14 protein-coding genes and 2 pseudogenes are annotated in these 20,490 nt (G+C 68.5%); 10 read left to right on the top strand and 6 right to left on the bottom strand.

Annotated features, from left to right (window positions below; translation table 11 throughout):
• Positions 1 to 254: 254 nt before the first annotated feature.
• On the bottom strand, positions 255 to 923 hold the full coding sequence (lipB, locus tag JIX56_RS15185) for a lipoyl(octanoyl) transferase LipB (RefSeq protein WP_257541019.1): 669 nt from the start codon (positions 921 to 923) through the stop codon (positions 255 to 257).
• A 185-nt stretch (positions 924 to 1,108) separates the two neighbouring features.
• Entirely contained in the window at positions 1,109 to 1,552 is a 444-nt protein-coding gene (locus JIX56_RS15190) for a hypothetical protein (protein WP_257541021.1), read from the bottom strand.
• Positions 1,553 to 1,844: 292 nt separating this feature from the next.
• Here JIX56_RS15190 and JIX56_RS15195 point away from each other — a divergent pair, with 292 nt between their 5' ends.
• Positions 1,845 to 1,976, top strand: a complete 132-nt coding sequence (locus tag JIX56_RS15195; protein ID WP_257541023.1) for a hypothetical protein — start codon at positions 1,845 to 1,847, stop codon at positions 1,974 to 1,976.
• 342 nt (positions 1,977 to 2,318) lie between these two features.
• Here JIX56_RS15195 and JIX56_RS15200 read toward each other — a convergent pair whose 3' ends face one another.
• Together JIX56_RS15200 and JIX56_RS15205 are read right to left on the bottom strand one after the other, a co-directional pair.
• Entirely contained in the window at positions 2,319 to 2,804 is a 486-nt protein-coding gene (locus JIX56_RS15200) for a DUF6114 domain-containing protein (protein ID WP_257541025.1), read from the bottom strand.
• A gap of 118 nt (positions 2,805 to 2,922) precedes the next feature.
• Positions 2,923 to 3,537, bottom strand: coding sequence for a DUF6230 family protein (locus JIX56_RS15205; RefSeq protein ID WP_257541027.1), 615 nt, complete (start codon positions 3,535 to 3,537; stop codon positions 2,923 to 2,925).
• Positions 3,538 to 3,815: 278 nt separating this feature from the next.
• Here JIX56_RS15205 and JIX56_RS15210 point away from each other — a divergent pair, with 278 nt between their 5' ends.
• Positions 3,816 to 4,526 (top strand): MerR family transcriptional regulator, encoded by a 711-nt coding sequence (locus tag JIX56_RS15210; RefSeq protein WP_257541029.1) that lies wholly within the window; start codon positions 3,816 to 3,818, stop codon positions 4,524 to 4,526.
• Between the two features lie 170 nt (positions 4,527 to 4,696).
• On the opposite strand, the gene JIX56_RS15215 is transcribed toward JIX56_RS15210, so the two are convergent.
• Positions 4,697 to 6,811, bottom strand: coding sequence for an MMPL family transporter (locus JIX56_RS15215; protein ID WP_257541031.1), 2,115 nt, complete (start codon positions 6,809 to 6,811; stop codon positions 4,697 to 4,699).
• A gap of 316 nt (positions 6,812 to 7,127) precedes the next feature.
• Here JIX56_RS15215 and JIX56_RS15220 point away from each other — a divergent pair, with 316 nt between their 5' ends.
• The 7 genes and pseudogenes from JIX56_RS15220 to JIX56_RS15250 all read left to right on the top strand — a co-directional run.
• Entirely contained in the window at positions 7,128 to 7,769 is a 642-nt protein-coding gene (locus JIX56_RS15220) for a TetR/AcrR family transcriptional regulator (RefSeq protein ID WP_257541032.1), read from the top strand.
• Between the two features lie 289 nt (positions 7,770 to 8,058).
• Entirely contained in the window at positions 8,059 to 8,892 is an 834-nt protein-coding gene (locus tag JIX56_RS15225) for a PIG-L family deacetylase (protein WP_257550878.1), read from the top strand.
• A 622-nt stretch (positions 8,893 to 9,514) separates the two neighbouring features.
• Positions 9,515 to 10,990: a carboxylesterase/lipase family protein gene (locus JIX56_RS15230; protein WP_257541034.1), complete on the top strand. Its 1,476-nt coding sequence runs from the start codon at positions 9,515 to 9,517 to the stop codon at positions 10,988 to 10,990.
• A gap of 593 nt (positions 10,991 to 11,583) precedes the next feature.
• Entirely contained in the window at positions 11,584 to 11,982 is a 399-nt protein-coding gene (locus JIX56_RS15235; protein WP_257541036.1) for a hypothetical protein, read from the top strand.
• A 269-nt stretch (positions 11,983 to 12,251) separates the two neighbouring features.
• Positions 12,252 to 14,444: an ATP-binding SpoIIE family protein phosphatase gene (locus tag JIX56_RS15240; protein WP_257541038.1), complete on the top strand. Its 2,193-nt coding sequence runs from the start codon at positions 12,252 to 12,254 to the stop codon at positions 14,442 to 14,444.
• Between the two features lie 234 nt (positions 14,445 to 14,678).
• Positions 14,679 to 14,965: pseudogene (locus tag JIX56_RS15245) on the top strand (acyl-CoA dehydrogenase family protein); the annotation flags it as partial.
• A pseudogene (locus tag JIX56_RS15250) lies at positions 14,965 to 15,464 on the top strand (CoA transferase subunit A); the annotation flags it as partial. The pseudogenes JIX56_RS15245 and JIX56_RS15250, both read left to right, overlap by 1 nt.
• A 134-nt stretch (positions 15,465 to 15,598) precedes the next feature.
• On the opposite strand, the gene JIX56_RS15255 reads toward JIX56_RS15250, so the two are convergent.
• Entirely contained in the window at positions 15,599 to 16,225 is a 627-nt protein-coding gene (locus JIX56_RS15255; protein WP_257541040.1) for a TetR/AcrR family transcriptional regulator, read from the bottom strand.
• Positions 16,226 to 16,883: 658 nt separating this feature from the next.
• Between JIX56_RS15255 and car the strand changes: the two genes are divergently transcribed.
• Complete coding sequence (car, locus tag JIX56_RS15260) at positions 16,884 to 20,399, top strand: carboxylic acid reductase (RefSeq protein WP_257541042.1); 3,516 nt, start codon at positions 16,884 to 16,886, stop codon at positions 20,397 to 20,399.
• Positions 20,400 to 20,490: the final 91 nt, after the last annotated feature.

The raw sequence follows: 20,490 nt of genomic DNA on the forward strand, positions 1-20,490 counted from the left end.
GTCGAGGCGGCGGCCCATATCCCAGCAGCGCCAGGAAGCCCCGTGCCGACGCCACCCCTGTCATCGGGTCGCTTCGAGCCGCGAGTGGAGCGGCTCGCTCCAGGTCGCGCAAGCGGCCCAGGTCCGTCGCGCCGAACACTGCCATCGGGGCCGCCCCGCCCAGCAGTCGCCGTTACCGGCTCCCGGTGACCTGCCGGCTCCAACTGGTGGCCTCGAAACTGAGCGGCGGCCACCGCGCAAGCGCCTGCCCCGACTCAGGAGGGTGTGCGCGTTGGCGCCAAATCGGCTGTTACGGCGTCGGCTACAGCATCCCTCACCTGCGCCTCCGTGGGCGTGGGCCGGCCGAGTTCGGCAGCGAGTTCAGCCAACGAGGTCATCCGGACACCGGGCAGGGCGCAGGCCGTGAACGTGGTGTAGACGTCGAGGTCCGGGTCGACGTTGAGCGCGAATCCGTGGCTGGTGACGCCGCCGCTGATGCGCATGCCGATGGAGGCGATTTTGCGGTGGTCGGGGGTCCACACGCCGACCAGGCTCTCCGCGCCTCGGGGTGTGTCCCGGCGTATCGCGTCGAATCCGAGTGATCCCAGCGCACGGATCAGGGCGTGTTCGATCCGTCGTATCAAGCCGCGCGGTCCTAGCTCGCGTACGTTCAGCACGAGATACCCGATCAGCTGCCCTGGCCCGTGATAGGTGGCGTGACCTCCCCGGTCGACTTCGACCAGGCTGATCGGTGAAGCCGGTTCTGGCAGTTGGTCGGCCGGTGTCCGCGCCGTGTAGGTGATCACGGGAGGGTGGGTGAGCAGAAACAGACGATCCCCAGTACGCCCCTGCTTCCGCTCGGCCACCCAACCGGCCATGTCGGCCTGCGCCACCTCATACGGCACCTCACCCAGATCGACCCGCTCCATCTCCCCTGGCGGCATTGCCTCTCCCGTGTCTTCGAGGCGACGTCGCCTCGAGCCGCGCCTGCGAAAACCCGCCCCCGACGAACAGACCACGACCGCGGCTCTCGTCGCTGCACCAGCAGACCACCGTGCACGCGACACAGCCCCGCGGTCAGGTGTCGTCACCCATGACCACGACCAACCGCAGCCGCTTGGGGCTGGCTTCAGCGTGGCGTTCCGTACCCGTGGATCCCCGGGATGGCGAGTTTTCCACCTGTCTGTCCGGCTTGGTCAATGTCGGCGTCGTCCAGGCCGAGTTGGAGCTTGAGGTCGAGCTTCCCGACCGTGTCGTAGAGCCACTCCGGAATGGTGTCCGGCGTGAGGTGCAGGCGGAGGACGGGTGGTGCGGGAAGGTTTTCGATGCGGGAGAGGGTGCCTGTCAGGCTTTCGACGTACATGGTGATGTCGTCGCCCCGGAGCGTGGAGGTGGAACCTGGCGCTCCGTCGATGTGCTGGATCTGCGGGCCGACGGGTACCGCCATCTTCAGGTCGCGGATCGTGACCGCCGCCGCGGTGAACTTGAGCACCCGTTTGGGCCCGGCGGCTGTCTCCACGGTCACCACGCCTCCGAAGACGAGGTCGTGCAGTTCGAGGCGGCTCCCCTTCATGTTCCATGCCTCGGCGGAGAATCGGCCGGCCTCATGTTCCTCGGGGGCCTTGAGGTCGCTGATGTCGCAGGTGCGGGCAGTTCCTTGGGACGACTCCGGTCGGGGCGACGGCTCGACGGCCCGGTGGCTGGGAGCAGGTGATACGGGCGTGGTGGACAGCCGGGGCCCGGGCGGTGCTCCGGACTCCGGCCTCGAAGTTGCCGAGCTTGGTGTAGGGCTCGCGTGGAGTGAGGGGCTCGCGTCGGGTGACGGGCTTTGCTGCTCGGCGTCGTCGTGGAAGAGAAGACCGAGGATGTCCGCAAGGCTCGTTGTCGCGGAGGTCGCGCTGGGCGAGGGGGTGGGAGTGGCGGTCGGTGCCGGGGTCGGGCCCGCTCCCTCGTCGTCCGTGTGCGACGGCGGCGTGACGGGCTCCCCGCTCGGGTGAGCGCCGGCCGTGTGGGGATCAGCGGACGGGGTGGGGTTTGCGGGAGCGTTCGTCGCAGAGGCTGAGGTGTCGTCGGGACGGGCGCAGTCGACACCTCTGGCACCAGGCGCGCCTGCCCCCTCTTCGGAAACGGAGAGCGCCGCGGTGGCGCTCGTGTCCGCGGACTCGGGCAGGCGTTGGCCTCCCAGGATGAGGGCCGTCGGCAGCGCGGTCAGCGCGAGTGCCCTCCCGACAGGCAGACGCAGGCGTGTCAGCGCGGACGTACGGGGGATGGCGTGCCGGCCCTTGGGTGGTCGAGCGAATCGGGGGTCTGCGGCCTCGCCGCGGGTGTCGGGCGACTGGTCACTCACTCCCCTGTCCTCCCGCCCGGCTGACGGCGACCGACGGCCCCTCGGCGGCGTCGGGTACGGCCTCCGGGTGCCCGTCCACCGGGCCCCACGCCAGAGCCAGGAGTCCGCCCCCCGCCGCGAGCAGTGTGCCGACGAAGAAACCGCCGAAGTTGGAGATGGGAAGCGACAACACGCCGAGGAACACCGCGACACAGCCGGCGAAGAACCTGATGATCGGCTGGAACCAGAGGAGTCCACCGAGGACGATCAGCGTCAGGCCGATGACCAGGGACCCGGCCCCCGCAGTGGTGGACATCGCCACGGACAGGACGCCCAGGGAAAGGTTGAAATACGGGAAGTAGATGATGGGCGCAGCGGCAAGGAGCACCAGCAGGCCCGCCCAGAAGGGGCGGGTGCGCCGCCAGGCCCGGAAGTCCCGGCGAGCACGGGCGAAGCCGCTGTCGCTGTGGGGGTGCGCGGGTGCACCTGCACTCGTCATGTGGCAGCTCCCAAGTCGTGAGTGGGTGAGGGTGTCCGCGAGGACGGTGGAGCACTGCCGCCCCCTGGGCAGTCGCCGGCCGCTTGCGCGCACGGGAGACCAGAGGGCGGGAGCGAGGTCAGAAGCAGTCGTGGCGGCCGGCCGCGATGTTCATGTGCAGGCCCGACAGTTCGAACGTGCCCGCAGAACTGGCCCAGACCCGCTGGTGGGCATCGATGATCTCGACCGCGTCCGCCTCCTGCGCATAGCCGTTGGGATCGACGTCGTCCTTCGGGTTGACCTGACCCTTGGTCATGGCACCGGTGGCGACGCCGATGTCGACGTTGGTGAAGGTGCCCTTCTTGGCCTGGAGGTCGGTCATGTCGATGTACAGGTCCTTGGCCTTGACCGGCGTGCCCGACCCGCCCGCCTTCAGCGTCATCGTGTAGGTCCCGAGCACGGGTAGGTCAACCGGCACGGACTGGCACATGTCGACGATCGTCGCGTTCTTGATGGACGACACGGAGACGGGCACGTGCTTGCCGTTCTTGGCGACGTCCACCGTGGCGTAGTTGCCGAATCCGGTGCCGCTCAACTTGCCGGCCGAGACCTGGAAGTCGGAACCGGAGATGCTGAACGAAGCGGCCAGCGCGCCCTGGGCCATGGAGACGGCGACCGCCGCCGTGGCGGCCACCGTCGGCACCGCACCGACGGCGAAGCGCTTCCAGTGGGTCTTGCCGATTCGCTGGGACATGGTGTGGTTCTCCGTTGTCTAGGCGTACGAGACGACCGACCGGACCCAGAACTGACTGGCCCGGGCCCGGGGCGGGGGAAGAACTGCGGCTGGGTGTGGGCCGTGGCGGTGCAGGCGGCTTCCGCGGGCGCATGTCGTCCACGCGCACGGAGAAGTGGGCACAGAGAAGAAGCGCTCGATAGTGTTACTACCGAGTACCCGATAGTGGCACTATCGAGCTCAGTGGGGCAACCCTCGGTAACGCGATACTGGTGGGACAGTTGAGCGTGAGGGAGCGCATGAGGATTTCAGAGCTCAGCCGACGGTCCGGGGTGGCGGTGGCGACCATCAAGTACTACCGACGGGAAGGGCTGCTCCCCGAGGGACGCGCGCTGAACCCGACCACGGTCGAGTACGGCGAGGAGCACATCCAGCGGCTCCGTCTGATCCGTTCTCTCATCCAGCTCGGGGGGCTCTCCGTCGCCCGCACCCGTGAAGTGCTCGAAGCCGTCGACCGTCCACTGGATGCGTTCGAGACTCTGGGCGTCGTCCACCACGCACTGCCCGTGCCCTCCGCAGAAACGAACGGGAAGGGCGTCGCGGACGGCGCGGACGGTCCCGGAGCGGAGAGCGCCGCCGACGAGGCTGTTGCGGGCGCAGCCGCCGCGAGGGTCGAGGCTCTCATCGAGAACATGGGCTGGCGGATCTCCGACGCGTCACCGCACCGCCCCGCACTCGCCGAAAGTCTCGCCGCGTTGAGCCGCCTCGGCACCGACTACACGGCCGACGACCTCATCCCCTACGCACAGCTCGCCACCTCCACCGCCGATTTGGACTTCGCGCAGTTCGAGGGGATCGAGGACCGCATCGCCCTCGCCGAGCGGGCGGTGGTCCTCACCGTGCTGTTCGAGCCGGTCGTCCGGCTGCTACGGCGCCTGGCCCAGGAGGACGCGAACCACCGTCGCCATGATCGCCGTGCGTGCGGGCGGGGTGAGCAGCCGACGGAGTGACCCCTCGGCGGGGTGCCCGGACACGGCAGGGCCCCGCAGGCACCCCGCTCGCGCGGCGAAGACGCGACAGGGGCCGAAGTGCCTCGAGGGGAAGGCACTTCGGCCCCTCGCCGGGTTCACACCCCTGACCGGGTTCACACCCCTGACCGGGTTCAGACCCCTGGCCAGGTTCACACCCCGACGAGCACCGGCTTGTCGGCTTCCGCCGGCATGTCGCCCTCCTTGATGCCGAACCGGTCGTAGAAGCGGGCCAGCGGGCCCGGAGCCCACCAGGCCGCCCTGCCCAGCAGTCTCATGACGGCCGTTCCCAGCAGGACGCGCACCACCAGCACGTCGGCCAGGACCGCGAACACCATGCCGACGCCGAAGAGCTTGATGGTCAGCACCTCGCTCATCCCGATCGCCGCGAGCGGCACGCACATCAGCACCGCGGCGCTCACGACCAGGCGCCCGATGGACTGCAGCCCGGTCGCCACGGCCTCCGTGCTGTCACCCGACTTGTCGTACTGCTCCCGCATCCGGGACACCAGGAACACCTCGTAGTCCATGGAGAGCCCGAAGATCAGCGCGAACAGCATGATCGGCATGTTGGGCTCGATGTTGCCCGTCGGGTCGAAGCCGAGCAGGCCGTTCAGATGGCCGTCCTGGAAGATCCAGACCAGCACCCCGAAGGTCGCGGTCAGTGACAGCATGTTCATCACGATCGCCTTCAACGGCAGCAGCACCGAACCGAAGGCGAGGAACAGCAGGATGTACGTCATCACCGCGATGTAGAGCAGCATCCACGGCAGGGTCTCGCCGAGCGCGTCCAGAGTGTCGTCGTAGATCGCCGACTCTCCGCCGATGTAGGCCTGGGCGCCCGGTGGCGCCGGTACTTCCTTGATCCGGTTCACCAGGTCCCGCGCGTGGGTCGAGATGGGGTTGCCGTCGTAGGTGACCGACACCCGGGCCGTGGTGCCCTCCACGCCGCTGATCCGGGCGCTCGTGGCGCCCTCGGTGGCGCCGAGCCGCTCGGCGTATGCCTGGAGCGCCGCGCCCTGCTCCTTCGAGGTCCCGTCGGACTTCAGCACGAGCAGCGAGTCGATGGACTTCACCGCGTCGCCGTCGAAGTCGTTTTCCATGGCGTCGAAGACCTGGCGGCCCTCGGAAGTGCTCCGCAGCTGCTGCGCGTTGATGGAGCCGAACTCGATCTTGGAGAACGGCAGGGCGAGCGTCAGCAGCAGGCCCACCGCGCCCACCACCACGACCCACCGCCGCCGCATCAGGCCGTGCCCGAACCGGTACCAGGCACCCTCACCCGCCGCCGCGGGGCGCGCGGCCTTCTTGCGGCGTAGCGGGAAGGCGTTGACCTTCGGTCCCATCACGGCGAGCAGCGCGGGCAGCGCGACGAGCGAGAAGAGCACCGCCAGCACGACCGCGGCCACACCGCCGTACGACATCGACTTCAGGAACGTCGACGGGAAGAGGGTCAGGCCGGCCAGCGCCGCCGCGACCGTGGTGCCGGAGATCACCACGGTGCGCCCGGCCGTCGCGATGGTGCGCCCGATCGCCTCTTCGCCGGTGTAGCCGGCCTCCAGCTCCTCGCGGTAGCGGCTCACGATCAGCAGGCCGTAGTCGATGGCGACCGCGAGACCCAGGATCGTGACCAGGCTCATGGAGAACACGGACACGTCGGTGATGTTCGCGATGGTCCGCAGGACGGCCATCGACCCGATGATGGAGAGCACGCCGACGATCAGAGGAAGGAAGGACGCGGCCAGACTGCCGAACACGACCAGCAGGAGCAGGAAGAGCACGGGAGCCGAGATGATCTCCGCGGTTCTCAGGTCATGTTCGATCTTCTCACTGGCCTGATGGCCGGTGGGCACCGTTCCGCCCTGCAGGGTCTGAAGGCCGGGCGCCGGGATCTTGTCCATGACCGCCTTGTACGAGTCCTCCTTGGCCTTCTCGCTGCTGCCGTGGAGGTTCAGCGCGACGTAGGTGGCGTGCCGGTCGTGGCTGACCTGCGCCGGCATCTTGGTCTGCCAGTAGTGCAGGTAGCCGGTCACGTCCGCCTTCGGCAGGGACTCCACCTGCTTGACCACCGCCTGCTGGAACGACGGGTCGTCGACGGTGCGGTCCTCGTCGCGGTAGACGATCACCGCGTCCGGTGTCCGCTGTGGGAACGCCTTCTCGGCGATCTTGGCCGCGCGAGCACTGTCGGATCCGGGGTCCTGGAAACCGAGCGGCGTCAGCGAGCCGAAGACACCGGCACCGTAGGCCCCTGACAGGACGGCGAACAGCAAAGTCAGGATCAGCAGAGGCTTTCGCCTCCGGTGAATCAGACGCCCAAACCCCTCAAACATGACTTCTCCTAGATCGTTAGCCAGCGCCGGGCAGGAGGTCGGCGCCGAACGAACCGTAACAGCGTTTTTATTGCTCGATGCAACACTGTCGCGCACCTCTCATTCGGAGAGAGGTCGAGATACCATGCTCTGACCTGCCCATATGCAAGAGCAGCCCACCCGGAAGCGGCAGGTCCTGACCGGGGGGAGGGCGGCCGACAACCAGCCAAGGCGATACGGGGAAGCATTCGTAACGGTGTTGTCATACGATGGCTCCATGGCCAGGCTCAAGACACATGACGAAGCACTCCGGCTCCGGCTCCTGCACCGCGCGGCCGCCACGGTCTTCGACCGCGGCACTGCCGCGCTGAGCCTGCGACAGCTCGCTGCGGACGTGAAGACCTCGACCACGGCGGTCTACTCGCTGTTCGGCAACAAGGCGGGTCTGCTCAGCAGCCTGTACGAGGAGGCCGCGCGGCTCTTCGTCGCACGCCTGGCAGCCAACCGTCCCACGGACGACCCGGTCGGCGACGTGATCCGACTTGGGCTCGTCTATCGCGAATACGCCATCGCCAACCCGCATCTCTACGCGATCCTCTTCTCCGACCGCAGCGTCCAGTGCCCGTCCGAGTCGGAGTCGGAGTCGGAGAGGCCGCCTGAGGCCATCGAGACCTACCGGCCCCTCGTCGACGCCGTGCGGCGCGGACAGCAGGCAGGGCAGTTCAGTTCGGAGTCCGACCCGGAGCTCATCGCGCTGTCCGTCTGGGGAATGGCCCATGGCCTGGTGTCCCTGGTGCTGTCGGGGAACGAACCGCCCGGGCTCGCGGTCGCCGACTGCTATGAGCGGGCCCTGGGGGTATTGGTAGCGGGGTGGCGAGTGAACGAGGGGAAGGTTCAGGGGTTCGCGGACGTGCCGTAAGTCCGGAGCCGGTACCGCTCCGGGCCTGAACGTACGGTTCAGTGGGACTCTTTCGGGTCGCATCCCGCGAAGTGGTACATGAGTCCCCGCTGCCCTGGCCGGTCTATCCGGCCGGGGCCCGTTCTGAAATGATCAGTTCTGAAATGATCAGTTGAAGGACAGCAGCGGGTGAACCCAGGCCGGTCGGATCCCCGGGGGACACCTGACGGACTCGGCGGGCTGCGGGCGGTCACGTACCGCTGTGCCGCAGACTGACGCCGATCGCTTGACCGACCAGGGGATGGATTTCATGGCTGACCGGGCGTTGACGCTGATGGCAGTGCACGCCCACCCGGACGACGAGGCCACGGGAACAGGGGGTGTTCTGGCGCGTTATGCGGCGGAGGGCATCCGCACGGTGCTCGTCACGTGCACCGACGGTGGCTGCGGTGACGGTCCGGGGGGTGCCAAGCCGGGCGACCCAGGGCATGATCCAGCTGCCGTTGCCGCGATGCGTCGAGGCGAGCTCGAAGCGAGCTGTGACGTCCTGGGGGTCGGTCATCTTGAGCTGCTCGGGTACGCCGACTCCGGGATGATGGGCTGGCCGGCCAACACCGCGCCCGGATCGTTCTGGAGTACGCCCGTGGATGAGGCGACCGCCCGGCTGGCCGAACTGATGCTGCGTTACCAGCCTGATGTCGTCGTGACCTACGACGAGAACGGGTTCTACGGCCACCCCGATCACATCCAGGCGAACCGGATCACGATGGCAGCGCTGTCGCTGACCGGGGTGGCGTCGAAGGTGTACTGGACGACGGCGCCGCGCTCGATGATGAAGGAGTTCGGGCAGATCATGCGCGAGTTCGGCGCGGACTGGGAGGAGCCGGATCCGTCCGAGGCCGCGGAGGGGCCCGAAATCGGCCTGCCCGACGAGGAGATCAGCACGTGGGTGGACACCACCGAGTTCGGCGGCCAGAAGTTCGACGCGCTGGCCGCGCATGCCAGCCAGGGTGAGAACATCTTCTTCCTGCGGATGGGCAAGGAGAGGTTCACGCAGCTCATGGGCGTGGAGACGTTCGTCCGGGTCCACGACACCACGGGCGCGCCCCTGCCCGAGAACGACCTCTTCGCCGGCCTGCGCTGAGCTCCGGCCGGCGGCCGTCCCTGCTCGGCCAGCACAACACCACTGCGACCCGCACCGCGGCCAAGGCCGGATCCCCCTGGAGCCGATACACCCCCGGAGATCACAGCCGGTGACAACTGGCACCTCATCAGACCATCAGCCCGAGGGAACACCGATCACCCGATCACGGGCCTACCAGTCCGGGACCCCAGCCTGCCGTGCACACAATGACCAAAACGGTGACGCCGGTCACAGGCTCCGCAAAGCTTCGGTCTGCGTTGAGGCCGCACGAAGGACACCCCTCCGGTGAACCGGCCGGCGCGTACGCCGTAACGGCTCGGCGAAGTCGGTCCGATCGGGACGGATCGTCGACGTGCGAGGCAGGCGCGGGCTGACCGCCTTCGTCGGTACTGCCGACACAGCGCAACCCTGCGAGTTGTAGGCCCACGGCTGGACACTTCCGCCCTGGGATCCTGCACCCACGGCTTGCAGGCTTCATGGCTATTCGCGAAGCAGAAACATCGAGGAGCCGCACATGCCTGTCTCTCTTCGTGGGCGCATTTCTGCCCTTGTGACTGTCGCTGGCGTGGCCTTCGGATTGATGGCCACGCCGGCCTCGGCTGCAGCACGCCCCTTACCTGTCGTGAAGACGGAGACCGGTGCCATCCGGGGGGTGTCCAAACAGATCCCTGCAACGTCGCTCGACGCCGACGCCTTCCTGGGCATCCCCTATGCGGCGCCTCCGGGGGGCGCCTTGCGGTGGGAGCCTCCGAAGCGGGCGGCCTCGTGGCGGGGAGTGCGCGATGGCACCGTCGCGCCTCCCATCTGCCCTCAGGGCACCACTGGCACCGAAGACTGCCTGTACCTGAATCTGTATCGGCCCGCCCACACCGCACACGCCGCATCGCTGCCGGTCATGGTGTACGCCCATGGAGGCAGCAACACGGGCGGGAGTGCCAACGGCTTTGATGGTGGGCGGATGGCCGCCGTCAACGGCGTCATCGTCGTCGCCTTCAACTATCGGCTCGGCGCCCTGGGCTTTTTGGATCATCCGGCCATTGCCGAGGAATCGTCCACGGGGCAGGCAGGCAACTACGGCCTCATGGACTCCAAGGCGGCGCTTGAGTGGGTCCAGCGCAACATCACCGCGTTCGGAGGCGACCCGACCAGGGTGACGTTGGCCTCCCAGTCGGCGGGGGCGACGAACACCTGCCAACTGCTCACCGACCACACGACCAAGGGGCTGTACAGTGCCGCCATCCTGAGCAGCGACGACTGCCTCCACGACGTCGACACCCCGAGTCAGGCCGTTGCCCGTGCGGAGGATTTGGCCAAGAAGGTGGGGTGCACCGAGTCGGCGAAGGTGGCGGAGTGCCTCCGGTCGAAGACGCCGGCCGAACTCACCGCGGCGGGAGGCAACTGGAACCCCGTCGCCACACGGCCGGCCAACGAGAAGATCGCAGTGGGTGACTGGAACCGTGTTCCGATCCTGCTCGGCAGCACCCGGAACGAGGGCCGCTCCGCGGGGACGGCCTTCACCAAATTCACCGCTGCCGACTACAGGGCCTGGGTCACACGGCTCGTTGGCCCCGACCACACCGATGCCGTGTTGAAGGCGTACCCGGCCGACAAGTACAGCGGAGCGTATGCGATCCCCTACGTGATCGGCGACCTCATCACCGACAGCGGAATGCGAGGCCTGGGCGGCTGCACGAACGTCGCTCTGGCAAAGAGCTTCGCGTCGCAGACACGGACCTACTACTACCAGTTCGACGATCCGAACGTGCCGGCACCGAGCACTCCCGCAGGCTACGAGTACCTCGCATCGCACGGATACGACGTGGCCTACTGGTTCCCGGACAGCCGCGAAGATGTCTCTTCCCGCTTCACACCGGCGCAGCGGCAACTGTCCGCCGAGGTGATCAGGTACTGGGGCGAATTCACCAAGTCCCACCGCCCCTCTGGCCAGGGTCAGGCATCCTGGCCTCGGCTGACGGACACCATGATGACGCTCCAGCCGGGCGGCAGCCGTCTCAGTCCGGTAAGCGACTTCATGGCGGAGCACGCATGTTCGTTCTGGTCGACCATGCCACTCATTCTCGATCGCGGTGAAATCTGAACCGCACAGCCTGCGAGCACGGGCCCACCCCATGAACGAGTCCCGACGTCATGGGATGAGCCCGGCCCGCCGACGGCAACGGCGCAATCACCAAGGCCGGTGCCCCGACCCTCGGCAGCCGCATCGCTGCCCTGCGGCAGCTCGCCCTCCAAGCCCCCGGCGCCCGTGGTCGCAGGCATGCTCGGCCACCAGGACACCACTGCGACCCGCACCGCGGCCGAGGCCGGATCCCCCTGGAGCCGATACGCCCCCGGAGATCACAGCCGGTGACAACTGGCACCTCATCAGACCATCAGCCCGAGGGAACACCGATCACCCGATCACGGGCCTACCAGTCCTCGGTGAGGACCCCGAACTCGCCCAAGACCGGTGAGGTGCCCGCCAGGGAGCGTATCGAGTTGTGATCAATGAGCACCGCGGCTTCCGGGGCGGGTGCCCCGTCGGGGTACGGGGCCTGGTGGTCTGCGGCTGTGCCGTGCGGGCGCGAGTGACCGGAAGCAGTGCGGGAGGCAGGCAGCGGGGTCCGGGGACCCCGGCTGCGTGCCCGCTGGGGCGGTGTGTCAGACCATGGCGAGCCGGTCCACCAGCAGGTCATGTCGGTGGCGATGGAGCCGGGCGCGACGGCCGCGGTCCGTCAGCCCTTCACCGAACGGGCCGAGCCCCACAGAGCGCCCGGATCGACACGGTCGGGACTGGCCGCCGCCATCGCAACCGAGGATCCCGACGCAGCTGCGGAATTCGTCGACGCCTATACCGGCGCCGGAGCCTTCTGGAACTCCATCACGCGCCTGCTCGACGGCTTCAAACCACTGCGGCTCCCGAAGACGGGAATCGACATCGACCGCGTTCCCGGCCCCCGCGGGCCGGTGACGTTCCGCGGCCTGTACCTGCGGCAGTACCTGGTCACGCCCAGTGCGGGCCCATCGCCGGCGCGTGATGCGGAGCGGGACGAACCAGGCTGGAAGCTGAGACGTCGGTGGTCAGATGCCTGAACCACACAGAGAGCGCCTCCACGCGCCAGTGAGCGCGGTCTTCGTCTGCCGGGTCATGGTGTCGCCACGTCCCCACTGGTGGAGGCCCTGGGCCGGCAGATGGTCACCCTTCTCCGCCGGCTCAAGGCAGCAGCCCAAGGCACCGACGACCTCTCACAGGGCGGGTCAGCGAAACCCAACGTCGGCCTCCGCTTCGCCAAAAAGGATCGGGCCCTCAGCCCCGCCCTCTCACGGGTGCCCGCCACACCGTTTGCTCGTACATTTGAGGTGTGGGACCCGACACTCGTGCCTTCCTTGACGGTCTCGCGCAAGAGCTCGAGCCCCGAGCGGACCAGTTCGTCGACGCGGTGCTGCAGCGTCTGCGCCGTGAGCTTCCCGAGCTGTGGCAGTACGAGGACATCGCCGCTCTCGCGCCAGTGGCCGTGTCCGAACACGTCACCGCCGTTCTGGATGTTCTCGAGCACCGCATTGACATGGCCGACGTGACGACGCCACCTGCCGGCATCGAGTTCGCTTGCCGACTCGCTGAGCACGGGGTGCAAATCAGTGTCCTCCTACGCGTCTATCGGCTCGTCCACGCCGGTCTGCTTCGTCTGTTCCTTGAGGAGACAGCCCCTCTCACCGCAGCCCCGGAACTGATCAACGCGGCGACGATCACATTCAGCATGATGGGTTTCGAGTACGTCGATCGCACCGCGGAAGGGGCTGTTGCGGCGTACCAGAGGGAACGCGACCGTTGGCTGCAGCGGCGGCTGATCATGATCAATGAGGCCAGCACGCGGATCGGTACCACTCTGGACACCGTCCGCACCGCCCAGGAACTGGCGGATGTGGGTACCGACCATTTCGCTGATCTCGTCACCGTCGACCTACTCGACTCCGCGTTCCAGGAAGACGGCATGGAACCGGCAGCCGCTCCTTCGGTAGTCCGTCGGGTCGCCCAGCAGTCCGTGTCGGACGGCTGCCCGGACTCGGCAGTCGGCACAGGGCAGACGCAGGTCTACCCCGAGGAGTCGGAGCCGGCTCGCGCACTGGCCACCGGACAGCCCCTGCGGCACCGCGTCACGGCCTCGGACCTTCCCACATGGCTGGCGGCGTCTGCGGACCACAGACGTGCCCTTCAGACCCTCGGCGTCCACTCCGTGCTCCTGGTTCCGCTGTGGGCCCGCGGAATCCCCTTGGGCCTCGCGCAGTTCCTCCGCCACCAGGCCGCGGACCCCTTCGACGACGAAGATCTGCTCCTGGCCCAGGAGATCGCATCCAGAGCGGCCGTCTACATCGACAACGCCCGTCGCTACACCCACGAGCGTTCCACCGCGCTCACCCTCCAGCGCAGCTTGCTCCAGCATCAGATACCCGAACAGACGGCCGTCGAGACGGCCTGCCGCTATCTGCCCTGCGGATCCCGCGCGGGCGTGGGCGGCGACTGGTACGACGTGATACCGCTCTCCGGAGCCCGCGTCGCCCTCGTCGTGGGCGACGTGGTCGGCCGCGGCCTGCACGCCTCCGCCACCATGGGCCGACTACGGACGGCTGTCCGGGCTTTCGCGGACATCGACCTGATGCCCGACGACCTACTCACCCACCTCAATGACGTGGTCATCCGCCTACAGCGTGAGGAGGAACGGAATGCGGACGAGATCAGCGCCACCTGCCTCTACGCGGTGTACGACCCGGTCTCCCGCCTGTGTTCCCTCGCCAGCGCCGGGCACGTTCCGCCGGCCGTCGTCACTCCCCTGACCTCCGGCAGCCGAGTCGGCTCGGCCTCCCCTGCGGTCTACTTCCCGGAACTGCCGATCGGCCCGCCGCTGGGCCTGGGAGGCCTCCCCTTCGAAACAGCCCAGTTCGAACTGCCACAGGGCAGTCTCCTGGCCCTGTACACCGACGGCCTCATCGAAAGCCGCACTCGCGACGTGGACGCCGCCCTCGCGGTGTTGGCTGACATCCTCGCCCAGGCACCGGCCTCGCTGGAGGACACCTGCGACGAACTGCTCCACGCACTGCTGCCCACCCGACCCGCCGATGACGTCGCACTTCTCCTGGCGCGCACCCGAGCACTGGACGCCGACCACGTCGCCACCCTGGACCTCCCCTCCGATCCGGCCGTCGTCGCCGACGCGCGCAAATTCATATCCGACCTGCTGGCCGCCTGGAGGCTGGAAGACATGGCCTTCACCACGGAACTCATGGTCAGCGAACTGGTGACGAACGCCATCCGCTACGGCAAAGCCCCCATCAAGCTGCGGATGATCCTCCAGTCCACACTGACGTGCGAGGTCTCCGATGCCAGCAGCACCGCCCCGCACCTGCGCCGTGCCCAGGTCTTCGACGAGGGCGGTCGCGGCCTGCTCCTCGTCGCGGCGCTCGCCCACCACTGGGGCACGCGGCACAACCGCGAAGGAAAGGTCATCTGGGCCGAACAACTGCTCCCAGCCGGCGGGAACCTCGAACTGGGCCTGTGATGAGCACGCTTGAGCCCCTGAGCGAGGCCTGGCGCGTCCGGGAGGGCCTGGAGGCGGAAGACGTCCGGGCGGCGCTGCCCGAGCGAATCCCCGCCACGGCCGAGGAGGCCAGGCGCGAGGTCGAGCGGGCCAGTGAAGCTGGGAACGTCACGGTCATGGCCGCGACGAACCGCCCCCTTCTACTCCTGCTCATCGAGGCCTCCGCGATGCCCGGCTCTTCGGACCGGCACATGCGCGCACACCGCGCGGCCGGCCTGACGGCACGCCGCCTCGAAGCCGGTCTCCGGCGAGCCCTTCAAGAAGGAAGCCGCACTCGCCAAGCTCTACAGCTCCGAGATCGCCGTCGACAACGCCCGCGACGCCACTCAGGTCCACGGCGGCTACGGCTTCATGAACGAGTACCCCGTCGCCGCTTCTGGCGCGACGCCAAGATCCTCGAGACAAGCGAGGGCACCAGCGAGATCCCACGCCTGCTCATCGCCCGGCAACTGGGCCTCGCCGACCTGGAGGGGGCACGCTGATGGACAAGGTCATCACATCGGCAGCCGAAGCGGGCGCACCGATTCCCGACGGATCGTCACTGGCCGTCGGAGGCTTCGGGCTCTGCGGCATCCCCTCGGCACTGATCCAGGCGATGCTCGGTCGCGGCACGACGGATCTGAAGGTCGTGTCGAACAACGGCGGTGTCGACGACCGGGGCCTGGGCGTGCTCCTCGAAGCCAGACGCATCGTCCGCGCCACCTCCTCCTACGTCGGAGAGAACAAGGAGTTCGCCCGCCAGTACCTCTCCGGCGACATCGAGCTGGAGCTGGTTCCCCAGGGCACCCTCGCCGAACGCCTGCGCGCCGGTGGCTGCGGCATTCCCGCCTGCTTACTCCCGCCGGCGTCGGCACCCAGGTCGCCGAGGGCGGGCTGCCCTGGCGCTACGACGCCGAGGGCGCCGTGACCGTGGCCTCCCCGAAGAAGGAGGTACGCGAGTTCCGCGGTACCGAATACGTGCTGGAGGAAGCGATCACCACCGTCACCGACCTTGACCACCTTGAGCAGGCTCTACGTCGTGGCCTGCGCCAGACCCAGTACCGCAGCGTCGTGCTCGACGCCTGTCTGGCCGTCACCGGACCGCCCCTCACGCACACGACACCACGCCTATTAGCTCAGCAGCGGTCGGCGAGGACGGGCCACAAGGCCGCGACGACCCGGTCCGCGAGTCCTGGGTCCCGGTCTCCGGTGCGCAGGTAGGACGAGTAGATGCTGCCGGTCATCATGTCCGCGACGACGAGCACGTCCATGTCCGAACGCAGGGCGCCCTCCTCGCGCAGCCGCCGCAGTGTGTCGATCAGGGGCTGCATCCGGGGGCCGATCGCGTGGCGCCGTACCAGTTCCAGGAGACCGGGATTGTGCTCGGTCTCGGTCAGGACATGCCCTATCACCGTCATTCCCCGGCCCGGGGGCGCATACGGAACCGCGTACCGCAGGGCCCTCCCCAGCGCATCGGCGGGCGGGAGTTCCTCCAGCGGACCGAGCGGGTCGCGCTCGCGCTCCTCCTGGAAGTTGAAGTCCAGAGCGTCCACGACGAGATCGTGCTTGTTCGCCCAACGCCGGTAGACGGTGGGCCTGGTGACGCCCGCGTCTGCGGCGATGTCACCGATCGTCATACGGGAGTAGCCGTCCGACACGAACCGATTGACGGCTGCTCGTAGGATCGCCTTCTCCACGGACGGGTCACGCGGTCTGCCGGGGCCCTTGGCCCCCGGGGCTCTCTTCTTTTCGTTTCCGGGCATGTCCTGCACCAGCTCACAGTAGCTTGCCATTACTTTACTTGACAGTCATGTAACTTTATTACGATCGTTGCTGTGCACACGGAGATCCGAGCCAAGGAGAAACGGTGCCAACTCCCCCCACAGCCACAGTTGTCGAACACGCCGCCCGGCGTGGCGCCGATCCGGTCCGCCCGGCGCGACGGCCGTTGCCGTCCTACGTGGCCTCGGGCGCGGTCGCCGCCGAGCACTCCGGGAGACCTGTGCGCTCCAGGGAGCCGTTCTCTGCCCGTAAGGGAGCTGTTCTCCGCCCGTAGAGGGGGCGGCCCTTCGGTCTCCCGTCCCACGCTCGGCGCGCGTCACGATCGTGGTGGACCTGGAGGGCACCAGCCGGGACACCCGCCGACCGGCTGACGAAACGGCATACGGGGTGTTCCCGCATCCCTTGTCGCCGGACACCCTGGCCCTCGCGTCGGCACCGAGGCAAGGGTGTGCCGCCCGCCCCCTGACACGAGACTCCCCGGCGCGTCGGCATGTGCGCGCGCCCCGACGGGCTGCATCCGCGAGGCGGCCCGGCCGGCGGAACCCCCTGGCACCCGGTATGCCGTCCGGCAATGCCCGCTGCCCCAATCCCCACACCCCCTCCCCCCGCACCCCCCTGACGGAAAGTCGGTGAGAACCGGTGTCTTCGGCATCTGAGGTTGGTTCGATATCTGAGGTTGGTTCGATCGCCAACGACAAGCAGCTGTACGACATGCTCCCGCTGGAGTCGGTCAGCGCGGCCGTACGCGGATGCACGGACGGTCTGGCGCGAGCCGTGGCCCTGATCATGGAGGGGTACGCCGAACGCCCGGCTCTCGGTGAGAGGGCCCGGGAAGCGGTGACCGACCCGGTGACCGGCCGGACCTCCCTGCGGCTGCTGCCGCGGTTCACGAAGATCACCTACGCCGAACTGTGGGAACGGGCAGGCGCGATCGCGGCCGAGTGGCGCGGGGACGCCGGTCACCCGGTCCGGCCGGGGGACTTCGTCGCGGTCTGCGGCTTCACGAGCGTCGACTACGCGACGCTGGACCTGGCCTGCCTGCGGCTGGGCGCGGTGACCGTGCCGTTGCCGGTGAACGCACCGGTCGCCCGGCTGGAGCCGATCGTCTGGGAGACCGGGCCGCGTGTCCTGGCGGCCAGTATGGAAGCCCTGGACACCGCGGTCGAGTTGGTGCTCTCCAGTCCCTCGAAGCCGCGGCTCGTGGTGTTCGACCACCACCCGGAGGTCGACGAGGAGCGGGAGAGGTTCGAAGCGGCGCGGCGGCGACTGGCCGAGGCGGGCCTCACTGCCGTCGACTCGCTGGCCGCGGTGACCGGCCGTGGCCGCGGCCTGCCGAAGGTGCCGCTGTGCCGGCCGGATACGGACGAGGACCCGATGCGGCTGCTGCTCTACACCTCCGGCAGCACCGGCACGCCGAAAAGCGCCATCTACACCGAGAGGATGCTCCACCGGTTCTGGGCGGGCCTGATGCCGACGCCCGCCGACACTCCCTCCGTCGGCATCAACTACATGCCGATGAACCATGTGGTCGGCCGGGTGAACCTGTACTCCGCGCTCAGCCGGGGCGGGGTCTCGTACTTCACCGCCCAGAGCGACATGTCCAGCCTGTTCGAGGACATGGGACTCGTCCGGCCGACCGAGCTTCTGCTGGTGCCGCGGATCTGCGACATGCTGTACCAGGAGTACCAAAGCGAACTGGTCCGCCGCGCCCCGGAGTTCACCGTACGCGTAGCTCTCGACGCGGCGGTGAAGGCGGACCTGCGGGAGCGGTTCGTGGGCGGCCGGGTGCGCACTGTCGTGAGCGCCAGCGCGCCCGTCTCCCGGGAGCTGAAGCGATTCATGGAGTCGTGTCTGGAGCTGACCCTGCACGACGGCTACGGGTCCACCGAGAGCGGCATCGTGGTGATCGACTCACGTGTGCAGCGGCCTCCCGTGATCGACTACAAGCTCGTCGACGTACCGGAACTCGGCTACTTCACCACCGACTCCCCGCACCCCCGGGGCGAGCTGCTGATCAAGACGGAGTCCGTCACGCCCGGGTACTACAAGCGGCCCGAGACGACAGCCGAGGTCTTCGACACGGACGGCTTCTACCGGACGGGCGACATCATGGCCGAGACCGGCCCGGACCAGCTCGTCTACGTCGACCGCCGCAACAACGTACTGAAGCTGTCCCAGGGCGAGTTCGTCGCTCTCTCCCGCCTGGAGAGCGTCTTCGTCAGCGGCCCGGTGCGGCAGATCTACGTCTACGGCAACAGCGAGCGCGCCTACCTGCTGGCCGTGGTCGTCCCCAGCGAGGAGGCGCTCGCCCGGTCCGCGAGCCCCGACGAGCTGAAGCGGTCGCTGAGCGAGTCACTCCAGCACATCGCCCGCCAGGCCGAACTGGAACCGTACGAGATCCCCCGTGACTTCCTGGTCGAGCCCGAACCGTTCACCGCGGAGAACGGCCTGCTGTCGGAGATCCGCAAGAACCTGCGGCCACAGCTCAAGGACCGTTACGGGGACCGCCTCGAAGACCTCTACGAGGAGTTGGCCGGCGGCCGTGAGGAGACGCTGCGCTCGCTGCGCGAGGCGGGACCCGGCCAGCCGGTGTTCGCGGCCGTCCGCCGCGGGCTCGTCGCGCTGCTGGGCTGCTCGGAGGCGGAACTGCACGAGGGCGCGCGCTTCACGGACCTGGGAATCGACTCGCTGTCAGCCCTGTCCTTCTCCCGGCTGCTGCGGGACGTCTTCGAGGTGGAGGTGCCGGTCGGGCTGCTGCTCAGCTCGGGCAACGACCTGAGGGCCGTCGCGGACCACATCGAGGCCGAGCGGGACTCGGGTGCGCGACGGCCGACCTTCGCCGCGGTGCACGGCGCCGACAGCACCGAGGCACGTGCCGCCGACGTCACGCTGGAGCGGTTCATCGACGCCGAGACGCTTCAAGAGGCCGGCCTGCTTCGGCGTCCGACCGGGCGGGAGACCCCGCGTACCGTGCTGCTGACCGGGGCCAACGGCTATCTGGGCCGGTTCATGTGCCTGGACTGGCTGGAACGGCTGGCCGGCACCGGCGGCAAGCTGGTCTGCATCGTACGGGGCCGTGACGCCGAAGACGCCGGGCGCCGCCTGGGGAACGCCTTCACCAGCGGCGACACGGACTTGTTGAGCCGCTACCGCGAACTGGCGGCGAGTCATCTGGAGGTGCTCGCGGGCGACATCGGCGAGGAACGGCTCGGCCTGGACCTGGACGCCTGGGAGCGGCTGGCGGAGGACGTCGACCTCATCCTCCACCCGGCAGCGCTGGTCAACCACGTCCTGCCGTACGACCAGCTGTTCGGCCCCAACGTCGTCGGCACCGCCGAGCTGATCCGCCTGGCCCTCACCGGGAGGATGAAGCCGTTCACCTACCTGTCGACCACCGCGGTGTCCACCGAGTCCGACGCGTCACTGTTCGACGAGACCACCGACATCCGCACCCTGAGCCCGGTGCGCGCGCTCGGCGACGGTTACGCCACCGGCTACTCGACCAGCAAGTGGGCGGGCGAGGTCCTGCTGCGCGAGGCCCATGACACCTACGGCCTGCCGGTGACGGTGTTCCGCTCGGACATGATCCTCGCCCACACCCACCACACGGGGCAGCTGAACGTGCCCGACATGTTCACCCGCCTGCTCTTCAGCATCCTGGCCACCGGCATCGCCCCGGCGTCCTTCTACCGCACCGACGACCAGGGCGGCCCGCGGCGAGCACACTACGACGGGCTGCCCGTCGACTTCGTCGCTCAGGCCGTCGACACCCTCGGCGCGCGCAACACGGACGGCCATCGCACGTACAACGTCGTCAACCCCCATGACGACGGGATCTCACTGGACACCTTCGTCGACTGGCTGGCGCAGGACGGCCACACGATCCGGCGCGTCGCGGACTACGACGAGTGGTTCACCACGTTCGAAACCGCCCTGCGGGCGCTACCGGAGCAGCGACGCCAGCAGTCCGTGCTGCCACTGCTGCACGCCTTCGCGAAGCCGGGCGAACCGGCGCACGGCTCGGCCGTCCCCGCCGACAGCTTCACGCACGCCGTCCGGGAGGCCGGGATCGGCGAGAAGGGGGCCATCCCGCACCTGTCCCCCGGCCTCATCACCAAGTACGCGAGCGACCTGCGCGCACTGGGCCTGCTCTGACACAGCCCTCGCCGCCGGGACGGACCGCCACGAAGCCGTACGCTCCCCGGCAGCAACTCCCGGCGGCGGTCATCGCTCCGACCAGGGACAC

Origin of the sequence: Streptomyces sp. CA-210063 (genome assembly GCF_024612015.1) — a bacterium.
GTDB lineage: Bacteria > Actinomycetota > Actinomycetes > Streptomycetales > Streptomycetaceae > Streptomyces.